Source organism: Pimelobacter sp. 30-1 (assembly GCF_018831735.1).
Taxonomy (GTDB): Bacteria; Actinomycetota; Actinomycetes; order Propionibacteriales; family Nocardioidaceae; genus Nocardioides.
Window position 1 is genome coordinate 265,911 of record NZ_NHTS01000006.1, and the last position, 21,623, is coordinate 287,533.

Here is a 21,623-nt window from a genome sequence, read left to right on the forward strand (position 1 = left end):
GCTCTGAGCTCACCTCAGCTCTCAGCGCCCTCCGCGCGCGGGGCGGCGGCGCGCCCCTAGGGGCCGGCGCGCTCTGGGCGCGGCCGACGGACTGCCGGGTTGCCGGGTTGCCGAGCGGGCGGTGAGGCGTGAGGCGGCGAGCCGGAAGGCTCAGTAGCCGCCGCCGTCGCGGCGCCGGCGCCAGCGCGCCTGGAGGTTGTCCATGAACCCCGACGAGGACCGGCCGCCGCCACGGTTGTGACCGTGGCCGCCGCGACCGTGGTGGTGGCGTCGGCCACCGTCGATCACGCCGAAGCCGGAGGGGTGCGAGGAGACCGAGGGGGCTGCGGCGCCGCCGCGCTGGCCGCGTACGGAGCTCAGCAGCAGGGTGGCCGAGGCCAGCATGATCACGAAGCCGGCCACGCCGACGGGCCAGTAGCCGCTGACGGCACCGCCCATCATCACCGCGACACCGACGGCGAAGACGACGCCGGCGAGGATCGCGCGGCGGCGAGCCGCCTGGCGCAAGGTGGTTCCGCGCAGGGTGGAGGCGAACTTCGGGTCTTCCTCGCTGAGGGCGCGCTCCATCTGCTCCAGCAGACGCAGCTCCTCTTCCGAGAGTGGCACCGGCTCCTCCGACACATGCGAGGCGGAATGGCTCCGCCGTTGACTTCCTCCAAGTGTAGGCAGCCGGGTCCAGCGGTGGTAGGGCTCCCCCGAAATTGCCGGTCCCGATCAGAGCAGGCTGGCCCGTCGTACGGCCGCGTGACCGAAGCGGTCGGTGGCCCGGTCGACCGCGCGGTCGGCGTCGGACCAGCCCGGGTCGCGCTCGCCGAGGGCGAGCTGGCGGCCGTCGCCGGGGCGCCGGTGGCGCAGTCCCTCGACCCGGACGCCGACCAGGCGGACCGCGACCGGGCGGGGGCAGCGGTCGTCGAGCAGCCCCTCGAGCAGCGGTACGGCGGTCGCGTAGACCTCCTGGGTGATGTCGGTCGGCTCCGGGAGGGTGCGCGAGCGCTGGACGGTCGTGAAGTCGGTGAACCGCACCGTCACGGTCACCGTGCGCCCCCGGCGTCCGGCGCCGCGGACCCGGGCCACGACCCGGGCGGTGAGCCGGAGCAGCTCGCGGCGCAGCGCCGCGCGGTCGCGCAGGTCGATCGCGAGCGTGTGCTGGGCGCCCATGCTGCCCTCGGGCTCGCCCTCGCCGAAGCCGAAGACCCCCGCGCCGCCGGGGACGAGCTCGGTCCGGTCCAGGCCCCACACCAGGGCGTGGAGGTGGCCGCCGAGGTGACGTCCGAGCATCTGGCGCAGCTGCTCACGCGAGAACGTGGCGACGTCGCCCACCGTGATCAGCCCGATCCGGTGCAGGCGCTGCCGGGTCGCCTCGCCGACGCCGTAGAGGACCCCCACGTCGAGCGGGTGGACCTCGGCCACGAACCGGTCGGGGCTGATCACCCGGACGCCGTCGGGCTTGGCCTGGCGACTGGCAAGCTTGGCGACCGAGACGGAGGCGGCGATGCCGACCGAGCAGGCGATGCCGTGCTCGGCGCGGATGGTCGCGCGGATCCGCTCGGCGATCGCCTCGGGCGGGCCGAACAGCCGGACCGCGCCGCGCACGTCGAGGAAGGCCTCGTCGAGGGAGGTCACCTCGACCACGGGGGTCACCGTGCGGAAGGTCTCCATGATCGCCTTGGACACCGGCGTGAGCACGCTGAAGTCGGGCGGCACGGTGATCGCGCCCGGGCACAGCCGCTGGGCCTCGGTGCCGGACATGCCCGAGCGGATGCCGTAGGCCCGCGCCGGGTAGTTGGCCGAGAGCACCACGCCGCGGTGGCCGCCGCCGACCACGACCGGCACGTGCTGGAGCTCGGGGCGGTCGCGGATCATCACCGACGCGTAGAAGGCGTCCATGTCGACGTGCAGGATCGGGCAGCGCACCGGCGCCGGCTCGGGTGCGCGCTCGGGTGCGCGCTCGGTCTCGGCGCCGTCGCTGGCCCCGGTCATCGGCGCGACCCCGGACGAGGGCCGGGCCTGAGGCCGGGGCGGGGCTCAGCCCCGGGTGGCGAGGACGTGCAGCTGCGTGGCGAGCGGGAGGTACTCGGGGCGTTGGGCGACCGCGCGCTCCAGGTCGACCAGCGCCGCCGCGGCGCCGGGCTCGTGGTCGACGAGGGCGGCCGGGACGAGGTCGGCGAAGACCCGGACCGCGTGGACCGAGAGGTCGCCGAAGCCGGCCGCGGCGAGGAGGTCGGTGATCTCGGGGGCGGTGAAGCGGCGTCCGGTGCGGGCGTCGACGGGGGCCGGGTCGTCGAGGAGGGTCCGGGCGAGCTGGAAGTGGCCGGCCATGGCGCGGGTGATGACGGCGGCGTGGCGCTGGCCGACGACGAGGCTGAGCAGGCCGCCGGGGCGCAGGACCTGGCTGATCCGGTCGAGGGCGAGGACGGGGTCGACGACCTCGAGGACGCCGTGGCACAAGACGACGTCGGCGCTGCCGGGGCCGACGACGTCGACCAGGTCGGCGACATCGCCCTGGAGGCCGGAGACGTCGAGGTCGACCTCGCGCGCGCGGCGCGCCAGCGCCGCCAGCGCGTCCGGGCTCGGGTCGACCACGCGGACCCGGTGACCCGACTCCGCCAGCCGTACGGCGAACCCGCCGGTGCCGCCACCCAGGTCGACCACGTCGCGCGGACCGCCCGAGAGCGCCGCCTCGAGGGCGTCCCAGACGACCGCGGTCCGCACCGATCCACGCTGCTCGCGAGAGGCCATGCGCTGAACACTACTGATCCCCCTGCCCCAGACCCCGCCGACGCGTCGGGCGGCCCTCAGCCGGCCACCGCGCGCCCGGCGAGCCGCTCGCCCAGCAGCCGGTGGGGGGTCAGGCCGAGGGACTGCTCGACCAGGGCCAGGAAGCGGTCGGCGTCGCGGACCAGGTCGTCGGCCTCGCGCTCGGTCACCGCGCGGGTCGAGCCCGCCTCGGCGGCGGCCCGCTTGGCGGCACCGGCCGCGAAGAAGGTCGCCCACTCACCGAGCTCGGGAGCCACCTCGGCGAGCAGGACCCAGGCGTTCTTCTGGCCGCGCCGGCGCGGCGGGGCGGCCGGGCGAGCCCGGGCGGCGAGCAGCGCGGCCGCGGCGCGCAGCGCGGCGACGTGGGCGCACGCGTAGCGGGTCGGGACGTCGCGCGCGGCCACCGCCTCGCTCAGCGACTCCGCCGAGCGCAGGAGGTAGTTGTGGGTGGTCGCCGGCAGGCTGTGCGGGCTGACCGTGAAGGGTGCGTTGTGCGGGGCCACGGCGGGGTCTCCTTCGGGTCGTGTTCGAACATCTGTTCGAACGTCTCCGACGGTACACCCGCCCTCCGACACAAGGTCAAGAGTCGGTGGGGACCTCGGCGCGCGGGGCGTCCTGGTCGGCCTCGGCAGCGACGGGAGCCTCGGCAGCGCCCTCGCGCAGCTCGGGCGGCACGCCCATGGTCCGGACGAACTCGCGGCTCTGGGGGTGCCAGACGAACACGAGCGTCACCGCGCTGATCACCGCGGCCGCGATGGCCATGCCGTCGACCAGGGTCGGCGGGTTGGTGCGCACGGTGCCGACGGCGACGACGAAGATCCCGGCCGCGATGGCGGCCAGCGAGTGGCGCGCCCAGTTGTGCCCGGCGCGGTAGAGCGCGATCAGGGTGAGGGCGAGCACCGCGGTCACGCCGTAGAGCACGAGGATGACCGGCACGAACTCCACCGGCTGCACCGTGCTGTCACCGACCTGCATCGGCGACCACACCGAGCCGAGCTGGTCGCGCTGCACGACGACGAGCACGCACACGAGCAGACCGGCGGCCACCAGGAACCACAGCAGCCAGCAGGCGAGCTCGACTGCGGCCGGGCGCTTGATCATCGTTCCTCCAGTACGTGGGTCGTTCCGGGACTCGGTCGATAGGGTCAGCCCCATGTCGGCCGAGCATCCCTCGATCACCCGGTTCCGCGACGAGCACCAGCGCCGGGGTGGAACCGGCCAGATCGTCATTCTGCCCGACTCGGTCCACACCGCCGCACTGGCCGCCGAGGCGCTCGGCTGCGAGGTGGGGGCGATCGCCAACAGTCTGCTCTTCGATGCCGACGGAACCCCTGTGCTGATCCTCACGTCGGGAGCGCACCGGGTCGACACCGACCTGGTCCGTACGACGCTCGGCGGGCCGGCCCTGCGCCGGGCGAAGCCGGAGTTCGTCCGCGAGCACACCGGCCAGGTCATCGGCGGCGTCTCCCCCATCGGCCACCCCACCCCGGTCGCGACCTACCTCGACCCCTGGCTCGAGCGGTACGACGTGGTGTGGGCCGCCGCGGGCCACCCGGCCGCCGTCTTCGCCACGACCTACGACGAGCTGCGCAGCCTGACCGGCGCGACGCCCCTCGTCGTCGCGGAGGACTGAGCCCGTGGCACGCATCGTCGTCATCGGCGGCGGCCTGGGCGGCATGGCCGCCGGGGCCCGGCTGGCCAAGCTCGGCCACGAGGTCGCGCTCCTGGAGGCCTCCGGCCAGCTCGGCGGCGCGCTCGCGCCGGTCGAGCGCGACGGCTTCGTCTGGGACGCCGGCCCGGGGTCCACACTGCTGCCGGCCGCGCTGCGCGACCTGTTCCGCAAGTCCGGCCGGCCGCTGGAGAAGGAGCTCGGAGCCGACCTCGAGCCGCTGCCGATCGTGCGCGAGCACCGGTTCGCCGACCGCACCTCGATCCGCCTGCCCGGCGGCTCCCGGGCCGACCAGCACGCGGCGTTCGAGGAGCTCGGGACCGGGCTGGGCGACAAGTGGGTCCGCCACGTCGACATCTACGCCGACGTGTGGACGCTGCTGCGCCAGCACTACGTCGAGGCGCCCTGGGACCCGTACACGAAGGGCGCGGTGCCCAAGGAGCTCGCCGCCCTGTTCGCCATCCGCGAGACGCTCTACAAGCGGCTGCGCCACGACTTCCGCGACGAGCGGCTGGCGCTGGTGGCGGGCTACCCGGCGGTCGCCGAGGGGCACGACCTGCGCAACGTCCCCTCGTGGGTGGGTGTGCACAGCTACGTCGAGCAGATCTTCGGGGGCTGGCGGGTGCCCGGCGGGATGGGGCGGATCGCCTACCTGCTCGGCGCACGGCTGCAGACCCGCGGGGTCACGGTCCGTACCGGCGTCGAGGTGCTCGACCTGGTGGTGCGCGAGGGGCGGGTCGCCGCGGTGCGCACCGCCGAGGGCGACGCCGAGGCCGATGCCGTCGTGGTGGCGGTCGACCCGCGCCGGCTGCCCGCGCTCGCGCCGTACGTCGAGCGGACCATGCCGGCGATCCCGCCGGTGGTGGCGCACCTGGGCCTGCGCGGCGACGTACCCGAGCTGGAGCACGAGCTGGTGATCCACGAGGAGCCGATGCTGACGGTGCGCCCGGGCGGCATCGCCCCCGACGGCTGCACCGCCTGGACCGTGCACGGCCGCGGCAAGATCGCCGAGGACCTGCTCGACGCGCTGGCCCGGCACAAGATCGACGTCCGCGAGCACGTCGTCACCCGGGTCGACCTGTCCCCCCGCGACCTCGTGGAGCAGTGGCGCGGCTCGCCGATGGGCGTGCTGTGGCAGGGCCGGGGCACCGTGCGGAACCGGCTCGGTCCGAGCACCCCCATCCCGGGCGTGTACGCCGCAGGGGCGCACGCCGCTCCGGGCGCGGGCGTGCCGTTCGTGACCCAGTCGGCCGCCCTCGTCGCGCAGCTGATCGGCCCCGCCTGAGGAATCGGCCTGAGGGATCAGACGGTGATCTGGAGCGCCTCGAAGATCTCCAGCGTCGCCTTGGAGCGGTTGAGCGTGTAGAAGTGCAGGCCCGGCGCACCGCCGGCCAGCAGCTCGTCGCACAGCTCGGCGGCGACCTTGATGCCCTCGGCACGGACCGCGGCGGGGTCACCGTCGTAGGCGCTGATCCGGGCGACGATGTCGTCGGGGACGCTCGTGCCGATCAGCTCGCCCTGGCGGCGGATGGCGCTGAGGTTCAGGATCGGCATGATGCCCGGCAGGATCGGGATGTCGACGCCGCGCTCGCGCACCCGCTCGACCAACGAGAAGTAGTCCGAGGCGCGGAAGAACATCTGGGTCACCGCGAACTCGGCGCCCGCACGGGCCTTGGCGGCGAGGACGTCGGCGTCGGCGTCGAGCGAGCCGGCCGACGGGTGACCCTCGGGGAACGCCGCGACGCCGACCCGGAAGTCACCGCGCGAGCGGGCGAGCTCGACCAGGTCGAGCGCGTAGTTGAGCCCGCCGTCGGTCGGCGTCCAGTCGGCGCGGGGGCCCTCCTGCGGGTCACCGCGCAGGGCCATGACGTGGCTGACGCCCTCGGCGACGTAGGAGTCGAGGATCGTGCCCAGCTCGTCGCGGGTGTGACCGACGCAGGTCAGGTGCGCCATCGGCACCAGCGAGGTCTCCCGGGCGATCCGGCCGGTGATCGCGACGGTCTTGTCGCGCGTGCTGCCGCCGGCGCCGTAGGTCACCGAGACGAAGGTGGGCCGATAGGGCTCCAACGCGCGGATGGCGTCCCACAGCTGGGCTTCACCCGCCTCGTCCTTCGGGGGGAAGAACTCGAAGGAGAAAGATCGCCCGCCCTCACGGATGATCTCGCCGAGGGAGCGTCCGGCACCGGTAGTCATGGGGCGAAGTGTAGGAGGGTGAGACGGCCCCGGACCCGCCATCTCGCGGATTCCCCCGCTCACTAGGCTCAGGGGGTGACCAATCCGGCATGGGACCCGACCGCCTTCCGCACCGAGGTCCAGGCCACCCTCGACGCCTTCCTCGCCACCCAGGCCGACCGGCTCGCCCCGCTCGGCGACGACGCCGCCCGGCTGCTGGCCGAGGCCCGGGTCACCGTGTCGGGCGGCAAGCGCTTCCGCGCGGCCTTCTGCCACTGGGGCTACGCCGCGCTCGCGGGGGCTCCGAGCGGCGCCGACGCGGCCGCCGTACGACGGGCGGCGGCGTCGCTCGAGCTGCTCCACGCCAGCGCCCTGGTCCACGACGACCTGATGGACGCCAGCGACACCCGCCGCGGCCGCGCCGCGACCCACCGCGCCTTCGAGGCCGAGCACCGCAGCGACGGCTGGCGCGGCCAGCCCCAGCAGTACGGCGCCGCGGCCGCCATCCTGCTCGGCGACCTGCTGCTGTCGTGGTCCGACGAGCTGCTGCGCCACTGCGGCCTCGGGTGGGACCGGGTCGGTCCCGCGCTCGACGTCTTCGACCTGTGCCGCTCCGAGGTGATCGCCGGGCAGTTCCTCGACGTCTCGGTGCAGGCGCGCGGGCGGGCCAGCGTCGAGCAGGCGATGACCGTGCTGCGCTACAAGTCGGCGAAGTACTCCATCGAGCGCCCGATCCACGTCGGCGCCGCGCTCGCCGGGGCCGACGCCACCACGCTCGACCTGCTCACCGCGTTCGGCCTGCCCCTGGGCGAGGCCTTCCAGCTGCGCGACGACGTGCTCGGCGTCTTCGGCGACCCGGACACCACCGGCAAGCCGGCCGGTGACGACCTCGTCGAGGGCAAGCGGACCGTCCTGGTCGCGATGGCGCTCGACGCCGCACCCGAGGCCGACGCCGCCCGGCTCGACGCCGCCCTGGGCACCTCGCTGTCCGAGGCCGAGGTGGCCGACCTGCGCACGATCATCGACGGCTGCGGCGCCCGCGCCCAGGTCGACACGCTCATCGACGAGCTGGCCGACCAGGCCGTCGCGGCGCTGCGCCGCGGTCAGGCCGAGGCGGGCTGGGACGCCGAGGCGTGCGGGGTGCTGGAGCAGCTGGCCGCCGCGGCCACGCGCCGCGCCTACTGACGCCTACGCGAGGACCGGCACTCCGTCGGGACCCGGCCCGCGCAGCAGCACCTCGAGCAGCGGCTCCTCGGGCCCCCGCTCCCCCAGGATCTCGACGACGACCGCGAACCGCGCCGGCTCGGCCCGCGCGTAGCCGCTCCAGGCGTCCCACAGCAGCACCGTGGGACCGGGCAGGTCGCGCAGGCAGTCGTTGAGGGCGTCGAGGTTGACGCCGTAGTGGTCGGGGAAGGCGAGCGCGTCGCCGATCGCGCGCAGCACGGCGGGCGTGGTGTCGAGGGGGGCGCCGTCGACGTACCCGAAGGTCCAGCCGGCGTGCTCGACGGCGTGGCGGACGTCGGCGACGTCGAGCGCGGACTCCCAGCGGTGCACGCCGGGGGTGTGCCGGCCGGCCAGGACGGCGGCGAGGCCGCTCACCGGCCGGCCCGCCAGATCCGCTCGAAGGACGCGTAGTGGTCCTCGGTCCAGTAGAGCTGGCCGCCGTCGCCGGCGATGATCCGGCGGGCGCCGCGGTGGGAGAGGCCGGGGGTCTCGACGGTGTACTCGGCGTAGTAGCCGCGCGGGCGCTGGGGCAGCTCACCCTCGAAGTTGCCGAAGGTCGAGCCGTCCTTGCTCGGGTAGGGGTACGGGCCGCCCGCGTCGATCAGCCGGACCGTCGTGGCCGCCTCGCGGGGCAGCGAGGTGAGCGCGACGTAGGCGATGCCGTCCTCGTCGGCGTGCGGCATCGACGCCGGCGCCGACGCCGGGGCCGAGGACGGTCCCGATCCGGACGACGGCGCGGAGGTCTCCGGGTCGCGGGCGACGGGCTCGTCGGAGCCGTCGGAGCCGCGGCTCTGGAGCCACCACAGCCCCAGGACCAGGACGACGGTGACGAGCGTCGAGACGACCTTGCCGGTCGTCCCCCCGAGCCGCGGCATCGTGCTCAGAGGGCCAGCGCTTGGGCGCGGCGCTTGACCTCGGAGCCGCGGTTCTCGAGCAGGGCGTCGATCGGGCGGCCGGGGAGGTCGGCGTCGAGGAAGATCCAGGCGATGCACTCGCGGTCGTCGAAGCCGTTGTCGTGGAGCACGGTGAGCAGGCCGGGCAGGCCCTTGACCGGCTCGCCGTCCTCGGTCAGGAAGAGGGCCGGGACGCCCTGCTTGCGGCCGTCGCCGGGCACGGCCGCGGCGAGCTGGTGGTCGCGCACCATCGTGCGCACCTTGGCGGCGGTGACCCCGATCAGCTCGGCGGCCTGGTCCCAGTCGAGCCACGCCTCGACGAGGGCGGCGAGGTCGTGGTCGGCGAGTCGCGGTTCGGTCATGGGGCCATCTTCCCCCACGGAGCCGGGAGGAGACCTCTCGGCGTGGCCTCCGCGTCCGTGAGGGGTCGCGCCGTACGATGGTCGTTCCGGTCACCTTCCCCGGCCGGTCCAGCAGAACATGCACAGGAGGGTCGCTGTGCACGACGACCAGCGCGCCCGCGGCGACAGCGCCGCGCGCCCCGGCGACCCCGCACGCACTGAGGACCACCAGTTCGGGCGGTTGCTCGACGGGCGCTACCGGGTCGGCGCGCGCATCGCGCGCGGCGGCATGGCCAGCGTCTACGAGGCCGTCGACAGCCGGCTCGACCGCACGGTCGCGGTCAAGATCATGCACCCGGGCCTGGGCGACGCGACGACGGCGGACGACGACACGTTCGCGCGGCGGTTCGTGCGCGAGGCCAAGGCCGCGGCCCGGCTCTCCCACCCGCACGTGGTCGCCGTCTACGACCAGGGCCGCGACGACAGCGACGGCACGGTCTACCTGGTCATGGAGTACGTGCCGGGCCACACCCTGCGCGACACCATCGCCAAGGAGGCGCCGATGGCGCCCGAGCGGGCGCTGGCGCTGCTCGACCCCATCCTCTCCGCGCTGGCCTCGGCGCACCGGGCCGGCCTGGTGCACCGCGACGTCAAGCCCGAGAACGTCCTCATCGCCGACGACGGCCGGATCAAGGTCGCCGACTTCGGCCTGGCCAAGGCGGTCACCGCCGACACCCAGCACACCGCGACCAACGGCGTGCTCATCGGGACGGTCTCCTACCTCGCGCCCGAGCTGGTGGTCGAGCAGCGGGCCGACGCCCGCGCCGACGTCTACGCCGCGGGCGTGATCCTGTTCGAGCTGCTGACCGGCACCAAGCCGCACACCGGTGAGACGCCGATCGCGGTCGCCTACCGCCACGTCCACCACGACGTGCCCGCGCCGTCCTCGGTGGTCCCCGGCATCCCGGCGTACGTCGACGCCCTCGTCGCCCGCGCCACCTCCCGCGACCCCAGCCTGCGCTCCAGCGACGCCGCCGTCCTGCTCCACCAGGTGCACCGGGTCCAGCAGGCGCTGCGGGCCGGCGTGCGCGAGGACCCCGAGCTGGTCGCCGACCTGCTGCCGTCGGCGCGGGTCACCGAGTCCGACGAGGCCGGCACGGACACCACGCCCGAGCCGGTGAGCTCGCTGTGGGACGGCATCGCCGACCTCGTCTCCCCCGACGCGCCGCGTGGCGACCGGGACCGGGACCGGGAGCGCACCTCGGTCATCGCCGCCGCACCGCCGCCGCCCCCGCCGCCGTCCGTCCCGGCCACCCCGGCCGCCGCACCGGCCCCTCAGCGGCCGCGCCGGCGCCGGCGCGGGTTGGTCTGGGTGATCGTGCTCGCGCTGCTCCTCGCCGTGGCCGGTACCGGCGGCTGGTGGCTCGGCTGGGGCCGCTACACCTCGACGCCGGGCGTGATCGGGCTGACCTCGGCCGCTGCCGAGGCCAAGATCGACGACGCCGGGCTCGCCGTCCGGGTCGGCGAGGAGTCCTACTCCGAGACCGTCGACAAGGGCGAGGTCATCTCCACCGACCCCGGCCCGGGCGACCGGATCCTGCCCGGTGGCGAGGTCACCCTCGTCATCTCGCTGGGACCCGAGCGCTACGACCTGCCCCGGTTGGCCGGGCTCACCCGCGACCAGGCCGAGGCGGCGCTGGCCGAGGTGAAGTTCCAGGGCGGGCGGGTCGTGGAGAAGTTCTCCGAGACCGTCGGCGCCGGCAAGGTGATCACGAGCAACCCGGCCTACGGCACCCCCGCGGCCAAGACCCTGCCCGTGGGCACGGTCGTCGAGCTCGTCATCAGCAAGGGCCGCAAGCCGATCGAGGTCGGCGCCTGGACCGGCAAGAGTGCCGAGCGCGCCGAGCGGGTGCTGCGCAAGCGCGGCCTCGACGTCGACATCGAGAAGAAGTACAGCGAGGACGTGCCCGAGGGCCGGGTGATCAGCCAGAGCCCGCGCGACGGCACGCTGTTCAAGGGCGAGACCGTCACCCTCACCGTGTCCCAGGGCCCGCCGCTGGTGACCGTCCCCTCGGTGCGCTACTCCTCCACCGACGACGCGATCGCCAAGCTCGAGGACCTCGGGCTCAAGGTGCGCACCGAGCACGCCACGATCTACCTGTCCGGCAATGTGGCCTGGAGCACCGATCCCGACGCCGGGTCCAAGGTGCGCAAGGGCAGCACGATCGTGCTCTATATCGTCTGATCGGTGACGCAGCCCCACCTCTCCCGCCCGGTCGGCAGCCACGTCCCGGTCGGCAAGAACCTCGTCGACGGCGCCCTGCGGACCGCGCTCGCCACCGGCTGCGAGGCGATCCAGGTGTTCTGCGGCAACCCGCGCGGCTGGACGCTCAGCGCCGGCGATCCCGCCGTGGACCGGCGCTTCCGCGACCGCACCGCCGAGGCCGGGCTGCGCGTCGTGATCCACACGCCCTACCTGGTCAACCCGGGCTCCCCGACGCCGGCGACCTACGAGAAGTCGCTCGCCGTGATCGCCCACAACCTGCGCCGGGCCGTCGAGATCGGCGCCGAGGGCGTCGTGGTCCACACCGGCTCGTACGTCGACCCGGCCGGCGACCCCGGCGGCGCCACCGCGCGCCACACCGCGGCGCTGGCCCGGATCCGCGAGGGGCTGCTCCCCCTGCTCGACACCGTCGAGGACGACGCCGCGCCCTGGCTGCTGCTGGAGCCGACCGCCGGCCAGGGGCGCTCGCTGTGCGCGGGCGTGGACGACCTGGCGGCGTACCTGGGGGCGGTGGACCTCCACCCCAAGGCGGGCATCTGCCTCGACACCTGTCACGTGTTCGCCGCGGGCGAGCCGCTCGACGAGCCCGGCGGCGCCAAGGCGATGCTCGACCGGATCGTCGAGATCGGTGGCCCCGGACGGCTGCGCCTGGTGCACGCCAACGACTCCAAGGACGTCCGCGGGGCGTTCAAGGACCGGCACGAGAAGATCGGCCAGGGCCACATCGGCACCGACGCCTTCGCCGAGCTGTTCGCCCACCCGGCGACCGAGGGCGTGCCGTTCGTGCTCGAGACGCCCGGCTCGCGCGACGCCGACGACCCCGACCTCGCGCTGCTCAAGGCGTTGCGCGACGGACCGTTCGGTGGCTGAGGCCGCCGGTCGCCGTACGGCGCTGCTGGCGACGCTGGCGCTGCTCGCCACCACGGCCTGCTGGGGCTCGACGTTCTTCCTGATCAAGGACCTGCTCGACCGGGTGCCCACCGTCGACTTCCTGGCGGTGCGCTTCCTCATCGCCGGACTGGTGATGCTCGCGATCGCGCCGCGCGCGGTGGCCCGGCTCGCGCCCGGCGTGCGCAACCGGGCCCTCGTCCTCGGCGCCCTGTACGGCGTCGCCCAGATCTTGCAGACCGCCGGACTGGCGCACACCCCCGCGAGCGTGTCCGGCTTCGTGACCGGCCTCTACGTCGTCGCCACCCCGCTCCTGGCCGCCGTCCTGCTGCGCACCCGGATCACCGCCGCCACCTGGGGTGCGGTGGTGCTGGCGACCGCGGGGCTGGCCGTGCTGACCCTCGACGGTCTCTCGATCGGCTACGGCGAGGCGATCACGCTGGTCGCGGCGGTCCTCTACGCACTGCACATCGTCGGGCTCGGTGCGTGGTCGCGCCCGGCGGACGCGCTGGGCATGTCGATCCTCCAGCTGCTGGTGATCGCGGTGATCTGCCTCGTCGCGGCGCTGGTGTCCGGCGCGCCCGGCGTCGTGCTGCCCGAGCGCGGCGGCGACTGGGCCTCGGTCGTCTACATGGCGCTCGTCGCGGGCGCGGGCGCGCTGCTCGCGCAGACCTGGGCGCAGGCGCACCTGCCGCCGACCCGCAGCGCGATCGTGATGAGCACCGAGCCGGTCTTCGCGACGTTCTTCGCGGTGCTGCTGGGCGGCGAGTCGCTGACCACGCGGATGCTCCTCGGCGGCGCGCTGGTGCTGACCGCGATGCTCGTGGTCGAGCTGGTGCCCCGGCGCCGGATCGAGGGTGAGGTCACCCACCTGGCGGTGTGAGCGCCCCTGGCGTCCTCGGCCGCGGAGGAGCACCATGGGTGCCTGGGGGTCCAACCGACACCGGAGTCACCATGGCTGGTCACATCATCCACGTCCACGGCACCATCCCGGCCCCGCCCGAGCAGGTCTGGGAGGTCATCACCGACATCGCCCACGCCGACGACGTCCTGCGCAGCGTGAGCGAGCCGTTCCTGCTCACCGAGGGCGGGTACGACGTCGGGACGACGTGGCGCGAGCGCCGTACCCTCTTCGGGCACCACGGTCCCGAGGAGCTGCAGGTCGTCGCCTCCGAACCGCCCCGGCGCACCGTCGTCGAGGCGGAGGTCGGGCACGACGTCATCCGCACCGCCTACCGGCTCACGCCCGCCGGCCCGGACCACCGCGAGACCCGCCTCGCCATGACCACGACGGTCGTGATGAGCGGACGCTCGACGTTGTCCCGGGCGATGTGGGCGATGTTCGGCGGGTTCAGCTACGACCGCACCCGGCGGATCCTGGAGCACGACCTGGAGGACATCGAGGCCGAGGCGTGCCGGCGCGCGCTCAGCGCCTGAGCGTGCCCGAGGGGCGCTTGACCTGACGGGACACCGTGGGGTCACGGTACGGTGACCCCGCGATGACCACCCCGACGTACTGCACCAGCTGCGGGCACGAGCTCGGGATCGGCCGGTTCTGCACCAACTGCGGGCAGCCGGTGCCCGGCCGGCACCCCGAGGCGGCGCCCGCTTCCGGCGCGCCCGTGACCGCAGTGGTCCCGCCCCCGACCGGGCAGCTGCCGCCCGCCGCGCGCTACCCGCTGTTCGCCGACGGTGCCCCGCCGGCCGCGCCGCCCGCGCCGCCCGCCGCCCCGCCGACCGCCGCGGTGCCCACGCCCCCGCCGCCGTACGCGCCGCCGGTGACGCCGGCCCCGGCGCCGGGACGGTCGCGGTCCTGGGTGCCGTGGGCGATCGCGGTGGTCGTGGTCGCCCTGGTCGCCGGGATCGGCGCCTTCCTCGTGGTCAGCGCCGGCGGTGACGACTCCCCCAGCACCCAGGACCGGGCGAACGACGGCGGCGCGCCGCCCGCCACGAAGCCCACGGAGCCCACGACCGGCGCCCCGGTCGAGCCCGACAGCACCGGGACCGGCAGCCCGGTCGAGCCGCCCGCGCCCGGCGATGTCGTCGACCTGACCGCCGGCGCGAGCGCCCAGGTGCCCGCGACCGCCCCCGGCAGCCGCGACCGGGACAACCACCCGGTCACCTTCGAGGCCCGCAACATGCTCGACGGGCAGCCGCGCACGTCGTGGCGGATGGCCGGCGACGGCACCGGCGCGACGCTGACCTTCGACCTCGGCCGCGAGGTGGTGCTCACCGAGGTGGGCATCATCAACGGCTACGCCAAGGTCGACGGCGCCGACAACTGGTACCGCGGCAACCGCCGGATCCGCGCGGTGCAGTGGGAGCTGGACGACGGCACCCGGATCACCCAGGACCTGACCGATCGCCGTACCGTCCAGCTGATCCCGGTCGGCCCGGTCACGACCACCCGCGTGGTGCTGCACCTGGTGACGGTGACGCCGCCGGGCAAGGGGCCCAACGGGCGCGACTTCACCGCGATCAGCGAGGTCCGCTTCCGCGGCGCTCCCGCCTGAGGCCGGGCGTGCCCGGGCTCAGAGGGACGCGAGCACCTTGGCGGCCCGCTCGGCGTCGTCGCGGCTGACGTCGAGGTGGGTGACGAGCCGGATCGTGCGCGCACCCACCGCGCCGATCAGGACGCCGGCCTCGCGCGCCCGCGCGACGAAGACCGGCGCGTCGGAGCGGTCGAAGGTGACGATGTTGGTGTCGACCGCCGCCGGGTCCGCGCCGCAGGCCTCGGCCAGCAGGCGGGCGTGGGCGTGGTCGTCGGCGAGCCGCTCGACGTGGTGGTCGAGGGCGTGCAGGCCGGCCGCGGCGAGGATGCCGACCTGGCGCATGCCGGCGCCGAGGCGCTTGCGGCGCACGCGCGCCTCGGCGACCTGGTCGGCGCTGCCGAGGACGAGCGAGCCGGCGGGGGCGCCGAGGCCCTTGGACAGGCACACGGCGAGGACGTCGGCGACCGCGCCGTAGTCGGCGAGCGGCGTACCGGTGGCGACGTGGGCGTTCCAGATCCGGGCACCGTCGAGGTGGACGGCGACCGCGCGCTCGTCGGCGTAGGCCCGCAGCGCCTGGAGGTCGGCCAGCGGTACGACGGCTCCCCCGGCGAAGTTGTGGGTGTTCTCGACCGAGAGCGCCGCCGTCCGCACGAAGTAGGGCCCGAGGTCGGGCGCGAACAGCTCGTCGACGACGGCGAGGTCGACCTGCCCGCGGGGGTGCGACCAGGTGCGCATGGTGAGGCCGGAGACCGCACCGTGGGCGCCGAGCTCGGCGCGCGCGATGTGGGCGCGCGCCTCGCACAGCACCTCCTGGCCGGGCGCGACGACGGCCGCGACCGCCAGCACGTTGGCCAGCGACCCGGTCGGCGTGAACAGCGCGGCCTGGTGACCGAACAGCCCCGCCACCCGCTCCTCGAGCGCGCGGACGGTCGGGTCCTCGCCGTAGACGTCGTCACCGACCTCGGCGGCGGCCATCGCGGCGCGCATCGCCTCCGTCGGACGCGTGACGGTGTCGCTGCGCAGGTCGATCAACGGGTCAGCGCTTCTGGAGCATGCTGGCGACCTGGAAGGCCATCTCGAGCGACTGCACCCGGTTGAGCCGCGGGTCGACGACCGACTCGTAGCGGTGGGCCAGGCCCTGCTCGTCGAGCTCCTCGCCGCCGCCGACGATCTCGGTGACGTCGTCGCCGGTGTTCTCGACGAGGATGCCGGCCGGGACGGTGCCGAGCGCGCGGTGCACGTCGAAGAATCCCTGGACCTCGTCGAGGACGTCCTCGAAGCGGCGGGTCTTGTAGCCGTTGGAGGCCTCGAAGGTGTTGCCGTGCATGGCGTCGCACACCCACGCCACGTCGACCCCCTCGGCGGTGACCTTCTCGACCAGCGCCGGCAGGCCGTCGCGGATCTTGGCCGCACCGAAGCGGGTGATGAACGTGAGCCGGCCGGGCTCGTTGGTCGGGTTGAGCTTGGCGGCCAGCGCGAGCGCGTCGTCCGCGGTCGCGTTGGGGCCGAGCTTGCAGCCGATCGGGTTGCTGATGTGGCTGAAGTACTCCACGTGGGCGCCGTCGAGCTGACGGGTGCGCTCACCGATCCAGACCATGTGGCCCGAGACGTTGTAGGGCTTCTCGGTGCGCGAGTCGATGCGGGTCATCGCGTGCTCGTACTCCATGAGCAGCGCCTCGTGCGAGGAGTAGAAGTCGACCCGGTGGAACTCCTCGGGGTCGGCACCGATCGCCTGCATGAAGGTCAGCGCCCGGTCGATCTCGGCCGCCATCGCCTCGTAGTGCTGGCCGACGGGGCTGTTGCGGACGAACTCGGAGTTCCAGGTGTGCACCTGGCGCAGGTCGGCGTAGCCACCGGTGGTGAACGCGCGCACGAGGTTCAGCGTGGACGCCGACGCGTGGTAGACGTCGAGCAGCCGCTGCGGGTCGGGCCGGCGCGACTCGGGGGTGAACTCGAAGCCGTTGACCGCGTCACCGCGGTAGGCCGGCAGGGTCACATCGCCGCGGGTCTCGGTGTCGGAGGAGCGCGGCTTGGCGTACTGGCCCGCGAGCCGGCCGACCTTGACCACCGGCACGGACGCGGCGTAGGTCAGCACGACCGCCATCTGCAGCAGCACCCGCAGCTTGTTGCGGGTGTTGTCGGCCGTGGCGTCGACGAACGTCTCGGCGCAGTCGCCGCCCTGGAGGATGAAAGCCTCACCCCGGCTCGCCGCGGCGATCTTGGCCTTGAGCTCGTCGCACTCGCCCGCAAACACCAGCGGGGGCAGCGTGCGCAGTCGCTGGACGGTCGCGGCGAGGGCCGCGGGGTCGTCGTACGACGGCTGCTGCTTCGCTCCGATGGCGTGCAACTGCTCGAGGGACGGGAGGGTGCTCACTCCCCCAGCGTACGGCTCCGGCCGAGCGGCCGCCGAGTCGGCGGCCGCTCGTGGACGGTGCCCTCACGCCGGTCGACTCAGCGCGGGTCGTCGGTCGGGTCGATGTCCATGTGCTCGATGTCGGCGAAGTGACCGCCCTCGGGCTTGTAGAACAGCCGGGTCAGCGCCCACAGCACGACGCCGATGACGAGCAGGCCGGCGGCGATCTTGTACTGGATCATGTCCGCCTCGAGCCGGGCCCAGGGGCCGAGCAGGTAGGCGCACAGGATCGCGCCCAGCACCGGGACGATCGTCGGCGCCCGGAACCCGTGGGGCCGGGCCGGGTCCCGGCGCAGGACCAGGCAGGCGACGTTGACGATCGTGAACACCGCGAGCAGCAGGAGCGCGGTCGTCCCGGACAGGGAGCCCACGATCGTGCTCTCGGAGCCGAGCCGGACGTAGGTGATCAGGCCGAACGCGAGGAGCGTGGTGAAGGCGATCGCGACGTAGGGCGAGCGGCGGCCCGGCAGCACCTTGCCGAGCACGGGCGGCAGCACCTGCTGGCGGGCCATGCCGTAGATCAGCCGGCTCGCCATGAGCATGTTGATCAGGGCCGTGTTGGCGACCGCGAAGACCGTCATGAACGGGAAGAAGTCGTCGATCGGCAGGTCCGGTGCGCCGATCTTGACGACGTCGATGAGGATGCCGGCCTCGGCGTTGGTCGGTGCGCCGATCTTGTCGGCCGGGATCACCGCCACCACCGAGATCGCGACCAGCATGTAGATGATCACCGCGATGCCCAGACCGGTCAGCATCATGCGGGGGAAGATCCGCTCGGGGTCCTTGGTCTCCTCGACCATGTTGACCGAGTCCTCGAAGCCCACCATCGAGAAGAACGCGATCGCGGTGGCGATCGTGACGGCCATGAACAGGCCCTTGTCGTCGGGGCTCTCGAACACGGTGATCCGGTCGAGGTCGCCGTCGCCCTTGCCGATCACCCAGATCCCGATGCCGATGACGATCGCCAGCGCGGCCATCTCGATCACGGTGAGCACGACGTTGAACTTCACGCTCTCGCCGACACCGCGCAGGTTGATCAGCGCCAGCACGAGCATGAAGCCCAGCGCGACCGCCAGCACCAGACCCTTGCTCGGCGCGTCGTTGCCGAGCCCGATCAGCAGGTTCGAGGCCAGCAGGCCCGAGGACGTCGAGGCGCTCGTGATGCCCGAGCAGACCACGGTGAACGCGACGAGGAAGGTCACGAAGTGGATGCCGAAGGCCTTGTGCGCGTAGAGCGCGGCGCCGGCGGCCTGGGGGTACTTCGTGACGAGCTCGAGGTAGGAGTACGCCGTCAGGGTGGCGATCGCGAACGCGACCAGGAAGGGCAACCAGGCGATGCCACCGACCTGACCGGCCAGGCGACCCGTGACGGCGTAGACGCCGGCGCCGAGGATGTCGCCGACGATGAAGAGCAGGAGCAGGCCTGGTCCGAGGACCCGCTTGAGCTCCGGCTGGCCGTGCTGGTCCGACGATCGAGCGTCGGTCGTCTCCGTTGACATGAGTGTCGTTTCCTTCCCCGAGTATGGAAGTTCTCGCGACTCACCTTGGCTCAGCCGACGGCGAAAGGGAAGCATTTGGCCCATGCGGCGCGGTCGGCCCGCCGGCTGTGCCTAGCCGAAGAAGACCCGGGCCTCGTCGTACTCGCGGGGGCTGACGAGCTTGAGCTCGCCGGTCCCCTCGACCAGCGGCACCCGCACGATGTCGGTCCCGCGCAGGGCCACCATGACGCCGTACTCGCCCTCGGCGACGGCGTCGATGGCCTGGAGGCCGAAGCGGGTGGCGAGCCAGCGGTCGAAGGCGGTGGGGGTGCCGCCGCGCTGGACGTGGCCCAGGACGACGGCGCGCGCCTCCTTGCCGGTGCGCTGCTCGATCTCGTGGGCCAGGCGGTCGCCGATGCCGCCGAGGCGGACGTGGCCGAAGGCGTCCTTCTCGCCGCTGACCAGGGTCATGCCGGTGCCGTCGGCGGGGACGGCGCCCTCGGAGACGACGATGATGGGGGCGTACTCGCTGCGGAAGCGGGTCTCGACATGGGCGCAGACGGCCTCGATGTCGAAGGGGACCTCGGGGATGAGGACGGCGCTGGCGCCGCCGGCGATGCCGGCGTGGAGGGCGATCCAGCCGGCGTGGCGGCCCATCACCTCGACGACGATGGCGCGGTGGTGCGACTCGGCGGTGGTGTGGAGGCGGTCGATCGCCTCGGTGGCGATGTTGACGGCGGTGTCGAAGCCGAAGGTGAAGTCGGTGCCGGACAGGTCGTTGTCGATCGTCTTGGGTACGCCGACCACGCGGACGCCGAGCTCGGCGAGCTTCGTGGCGACACCGAGCGTGTCCTCGCCGCCGATGGCGACCAGGGCATCGACGCCAGCCGCGGCGAGGTTGTCCTTGATCCGCGCGACGCCGTCGTCGACGGCGAAGGGGTTGGTCCGCGAGGAGCCGAGGATCGTGCCGCCGCGCGGGAGGATGCCGCGGCACTGCTCGATGCCGAGAGGGACCGTGACGCCGTCGAGGGGGCCGCGCCAGCCGTCGCGGAAGCCGACGAACTCGAAGCCGTGCCCGTTCACCCCCTTGCGCACCACGGCCCGGATCACGGCGTTCAGGCCCGGGCAGTCACCGCCACCGGTCAGCACTCCGACGCGCATGCCGCCAACCTACGTCGGGGACGGTCGCGCTCTCTAGGGTGAGTCCATGACCTTCTCCATCGTGGCCCGTTCCGCCGACGGCGAGTCGTGGGGCGTCGCCGTCGCCTCGAAGTTCCTCGCGGTCGGCTCCGCCGTCCCGGCCGCCGTCGCCGGCGTGGGTGCCGTCGCCACCCAGGCCGACGCCAACGTCGCCTACAAGGGCCTCGCGCTCTCCCACCTCGACGAGGGCGCGACCGCGCCGATCGCGCTCCAGCGCCTCATCGAGGAGGACGACGGCCGCGACCACCGCCAGGTCGGCATCGTCGACATCGACGGCGGCGCGGCCTCGCACACCGGCACCGAGTGCATCCCGTGGGCCGGCGGCCGGATCGGCGACGGGTACGCCGTCCAGGGCAACTGCCTGACCGGCGAGGAGGTCGTCGAGGCGATGGAGGCGGCCTGGCTGGCCGGCGACACCGACGCTCCCCTGCAGGACCGGCTCGTGGCTGCGCTGTCCGCGGGCGACGCGGCCGGCGGCGACCGCCGGGGCCGGCAGTCCGCGGCGATCCTGGTGGTCCGCGACGGCGCCGGGTACGGCGGCCTCGACGACGTCGCCGTCGACCTGCGCGTCGACGACCACGAGGTGCCGATCGACGAGCTGAAGCGGCTCCTGGACCTGCACGAGCTCTACCTCACCGCATCCACCGAGGACGAGAAGGTCACCGTCGACGACGCCCTGCGCGCCGAGCTCGAGGAGTTCGCCGCGGCCGGCGGGCACCGCGACTTCCACGCCTGGGTCGGCACCGAGAACTACGAGATGCGGGTCGCGGCCGACCTGGGCTGGATCGACCGGCGGGTGCTGGCGATCGTGCGCGGCGAGGACCGCTGAGCAGGTCGAGGATCGAGGCCGGCCGACGAGGTCACCGGGCGCTGAGCCGGTCCCGCGCGGCCTGCGCCGCGTCGCGCTCGGCGGTGGCGGTGCGCAGCTCGGCACCGGTGCCGTCGCGGACCTCCTCGGCCTCGGCGACCTCCTCGTCGAGCTCGTCGGACTGCTCCTCGAGGTCGGAGAGGCGCCGGCGCAGCTCGTCGATCTCGGCCTGGAGCTGCAGTGCGCGGGCGGCGAGGCGGTCGACCTCGGCGCCGGCGTCCTCGTGCGCGGCCAGCGCGGCGTCGTACTCGTCGGTGGCGGCGGCGAGGCGCTCGTCCGCGGTGGCGCGGGCCTTGGCCGCCTTGTCCGGGTCCGGTACGACGTGCAGGTCGGGCGGTCCTGGACGCGGCGCCTCGCGCGGCGTGGCCGCGAACCCCAGCGCCTCAGGGACCGCGATCGCGCTCACCAGGTCGGCCGGGTCCATCGGCTCGATGCCGGTGGTGCGCAGGGCGCTGACGAGTAGGCCGCTGCGGACGGCGCGCCCGCACTCGGCGTCGATCATCGCGGCGGTGAGGGTCGCCTCGACCTGCTCGGCGACCGCCTCGGTGACCCGCAGGCCCTCGTCGAGGGCGAGCCGGCGCGCCTGGGTGGTGACGGCGGCGGTGACCTGGCGGCGCTGCTTGGTCAGCGTGCGCAGCTCACCGGCGGACATCGCCTCCTGCGCCTCGCGCAGCGCGGCGCCGACGTTGAGCACCTGGTCGACCTGGGCGGCCTCGCGGCGCACGAGCAGGTCGACGACCCAGGCGGCGGTGCTCGGCTTGCGCAGCGCCTTGACCTGCGCGGCGAGCGGCGTCCCCTTGAGCTCCTTGGCCCGCGCGTCGCGCGCCGGGGTGAAGTCCCCCAGCGGCAGGGCGTAGAGGTCGTCGGCGATCTCCAGCAGGTCGGCCATCCGCTGAGTCTGTCATCCAGTCGGACGCCAACGCGTCCCCAGTCCGTCCTGCGAC

General features: G+C 74.0%; 23 protein-coding genes. 9 read left to right on the top strand and 14 right to left on the bottom strand.

The window, feature by feature from the left end:
• Positions 1–150: 150 nt before the first annotated feature.
• The 5 genes from CCO04_RS16180 to CCO04_RS16200 form a co-directional block, all read right to left on the bottom strand.
• Complete coding sequence (locus CCO04_RS16180) at positions 151–606, bottom strand: DUF3040 domain-containing protein (RefSeq protein WP_215815166.1); 456 nt, start codon at positions 604–606, stop codon at positions 151–153.
• 108 nt (positions 607–714) lie between these two features.
• Positions 715–1,980 (bottom strand): DNA polymerase IV, encoded by a 1,266-nt coding sequence (gene dinB, locus CCO04_RS16185; RefSeq protein ID WP_215815167.1) that lies wholly within the window; start codon positions 1,978–1,980, stop codon positions 715–717.
• Between the two features lie 45 nt (positions 1,981–2,025).
• Complete coding sequence (locus CCO04_RS16190; protein WP_215815168.1) at positions 2,026–2,739, bottom strand: methyltransferase domain-containing protein; 714 nt, start codon at positions 2,737–2,739, stop codon at positions 2,026–2,028.
• 56 nt (positions 2,740–2,795) lie between these two features.
• A complete protein-coding gene (locus CCO04_RS16195) occupies positions 2,796–3,260 on the bottom strand; it encodes an SAV_6107 family HEPN domain-containing protein (RefSeq protein ID WP_257750516.1) in 465 nt (154 codons plus the stop codon).
• A gap of 76 nt (positions 3,261–3,336) precedes the next feature.
• On the bottom strand, positions 3,337–3,858 hold the full coding sequence (locus CCO04_RS16200; protein WP_215815169.1) for a hypothetical protein: 522 nt from the start codon (positions 3,856–3,858) through the stop codon (positions 3,337–3,339).
• A gap of 52 nt (positions 3,859–3,910) precedes the next feature.
• On the opposite strand from CCO04_RS16200, the gene CCO04_RS16205 reads away from it, so the two are divergent.
• Entirely contained in the window at positions 3,911–4,390 is a 480-nt protein-coding gene (locus CCO04_RS16205) for a YbaK/EbsC family protein (protein ID WP_215815170.1), read from the top strand.
• 4 nt (positions 4,391–4,394) lie between these two features.
• Positions 4,395–5,711, top strand: coding sequence for an NAD(P)/FAD-dependent oxidoreductase (locus CCO04_RS16210; protein ID WP_215815171.1), 1,317 nt, complete (start codon positions 4,395–4,397; stop codon positions 5,709–5,711).
• Between the two features lie 17 nt (positions 5,712–5,728).
• Here CCO04_RS16210 and metF read toward each other — a convergent pair whose 3' ends face one another.
• Positions 5,729–6,619, bottom strand: a complete 891-nt coding sequence (gene metF / locus CCO04_RS16215) for a methylenetetrahydrofolate reductase [NAD(P)H] (RefSeq protein WP_215815172.1) — start codon at positions 6,617–6,619, stop codon at positions 5,729–5,731.
• A gap of 75 nt (positions 6,620–6,694) precedes the next feature.
• Here metF and CCO04_RS16220 point away from each other — a divergent pair, with 75 nt between their 5' ends.
• Positions 6,695–7,783, top strand: a complete 1,089-nt coding sequence (locus CCO04_RS16220) for a polyprenyl synthetase family protein (protein ID WP_215815173.1) — start codon at positions 6,695–6,697, stop codon at positions 7,781–7,783.
• A gap of 3 nt (positions 7,784–7,786) precedes the next feature.
• On the opposite strand, the gene CCO04_RS29260 is transcribed toward CCO04_RS16220, so the two are convergent.
• The 3 genes from CCO04_RS29260 to CCO04_RS16235 are packed head-to-tail and all read right to left on the bottom strand — an operon-like array spanning position 7,787 to position 9,077.
• A complete protein-coding gene (locus tag CCO04_RS29260; protein WP_215815174.1) occupies positions 7,787–8,197 on the bottom strand; it encodes a barstar family protein in 411 nt (136 codons plus the stop codon).
• A complete protein-coding gene (locus CCO04_RS28630; RefSeq protein ID WP_252373350.1) occupies positions 8,194–8,697 on the bottom strand; it encodes a ribonuclease domain-containing protein in 504 nt (167 codons plus the stop codon). The genes CCO04_RS29260 and CCO04_RS28630 overlap by 4 nt, the downstream gene beginning before the upstream one ends.
• Before the next feature lie 5 nt (positions 8,698–8,702).
• On the bottom strand, positions 8,703–9,077 hold the full coding sequence (locus CCO04_RS16235) for an Rv2175c family DNA-binding protein (RefSeq protein WP_215815175.1): 375 nt from the start codon (positions 9,075–9,077) through the stop codon (positions 8,703–8,705).
• 136 nt (positions 9,078–9,213) lie between these two features.
• Here CCO04_RS16235 and pknB point away from each other — a divergent pair, with 136 nt between their 5' ends.
• The 5 genes from pknB to CCO04_RS16260 all read left to right on the top strand — a co-directional run bounded on the left by pknB (position 9,214) and on the right by CCO04_RS16260 (position 14,741).
• On the top strand, positions 9,214–11,301 hold the full coding sequence (pknB, locus tag CCO04_RS16240) for a Stk1 family PASTA domain-containing Ser/Thr kinase (RefSeq protein WP_308281279.1): 2,088 nt from the start codon (positions 9,214–9,216) through the stop codon (positions 11,299–11,301).
• A gap of 3 nt (positions 11,302–11,304) precedes the next feature.
• Complete coding sequence (locus CCO04_RS16245) at positions 11,305–12,210, top strand: deoxyribonuclease IV (RefSeq protein ID WP_215815177.1); 906 nt, start codon at positions 11,305–11,307, stop codon at positions 12,208–12,210.
• A complete protein-coding gene (locus CCO04_RS16250) occupies positions 12,203–13,111 on the top strand; it encodes a DMT family transporter (RefSeq protein ID WP_215815178.1) in 909 nt (302 codons plus the stop codon). Before CCO04_RS16245 ends, CCO04_RS16250 begins: the two co-directional genes overlap by 8 nt.
• Positions 13,112–13,182: 71 nt before the next feature.
• A complete protein-coding gene (locus tag CCO04_RS16255) occupies positions 13,183–13,665 on the top strand; it encodes an SRPBCC family protein (RefSeq protein WP_215815179.1) in 483 nt (160 codons plus the stop codon).
• Positions 13,666–13,727: 62 nt separating this feature from the next.
• Positions 13,728–14,741 (top strand): zinc ribbon domain-containing protein, encoded by a 1,014-nt coding sequence (locus CCO04_RS16260; RefSeq protein WP_215815180.1) that lies wholly within the window; start codon positions 13,728–13,730, stop codon positions 14,739–14,741.
• A gap of 18 nt (positions 14,742–14,759) precedes the next feature.
• Here CCO04_RS16260 and CCO04_RS16265 read toward each other — a convergent pair whose 3' ends face one another.
• The 4 genes from CCO04_RS16265 to CCO04_RS16280 form a co-directional block, all read right to left on the bottom strand.
• The gene (locus tag CCO04_RS16265) at positions 14,760–15,752 is read right to left on the bottom strand and encodes a low specificity L-threonine aldolase (RefSeq protein ID WP_215815181.1); all 993 of its coding nucleotides are present in this window, start codon (positions 15,750–15,752) and stop codon (positions 14,760–14,762) included.
• A gap of 4 nt (positions 15,753–15,756) precedes the next feature.
• Positions 15,757–17,094 carry a class II 3-deoxy-7-phosphoheptulonate synthase gene (locus tag CCO04_RS16270; protein WP_215815182.1) on the bottom strand — a complete coding sequence of 446 codons (1,338 nt, stop codon included), beginning with the start codon at positions 17,092–17,094 and terminating at the stop codon, positions 15,757–15,759.
• A gap of 77 nt (positions 17,095–17,171) precedes the next feature.
• Positions 17,172–18,632, bottom strand: a complete 1,461-nt coding sequence (locus CCO04_RS16275; protein ID WP_215815183.1) for an APC family permease — start codon at positions 18,630–18,632, stop codon at positions 17,172–17,174.
• Between the two features lie 111 nt (positions 18,633–18,743).
• Positions 18,744–19,772 carry a 6-phosphofructokinase gene (locus CCO04_RS16280; protein ID WP_215815184.1) on the bottom strand — a complete coding sequence of 343 codons (1,029 nt, stop codon included), beginning with the start codon at positions 19,770–19,772 and terminating at the stop codon, positions 18,744–18,746.
• 46 nt (positions 19,773–19,818) lie between these two features.
• Between CCO04_RS16280 and CCO04_RS16285 the strand changes: the two genes are divergently transcribed.
• Positions 19,819–20,640: a DUF1028 domain-containing protein gene (locus CCO04_RS16285; protein ID WP_215815185.1), complete on the top strand. Its 822-nt coding sequence runs from the start codon at positions 19,819–19,821 to the stop codon at positions 20,638–20,640.
• A gap of 31 nt (positions 20,641–20,671) precedes the next feature.
• Here CCO04_RS16285 and CCO04_RS16290 read toward each other — a convergent pair whose 3' ends face one another.
• Positions 20,672–21,568, bottom strand: coding sequence for a hypothetical protein (locus tag CCO04_RS16290; protein ID WP_215815186.1), 897 nt, complete (start codon positions 21,566–21,568; stop codon positions 20,672–20,674).
• Positions 21,569–21,623: the final 55 nt, after the last annotated feature.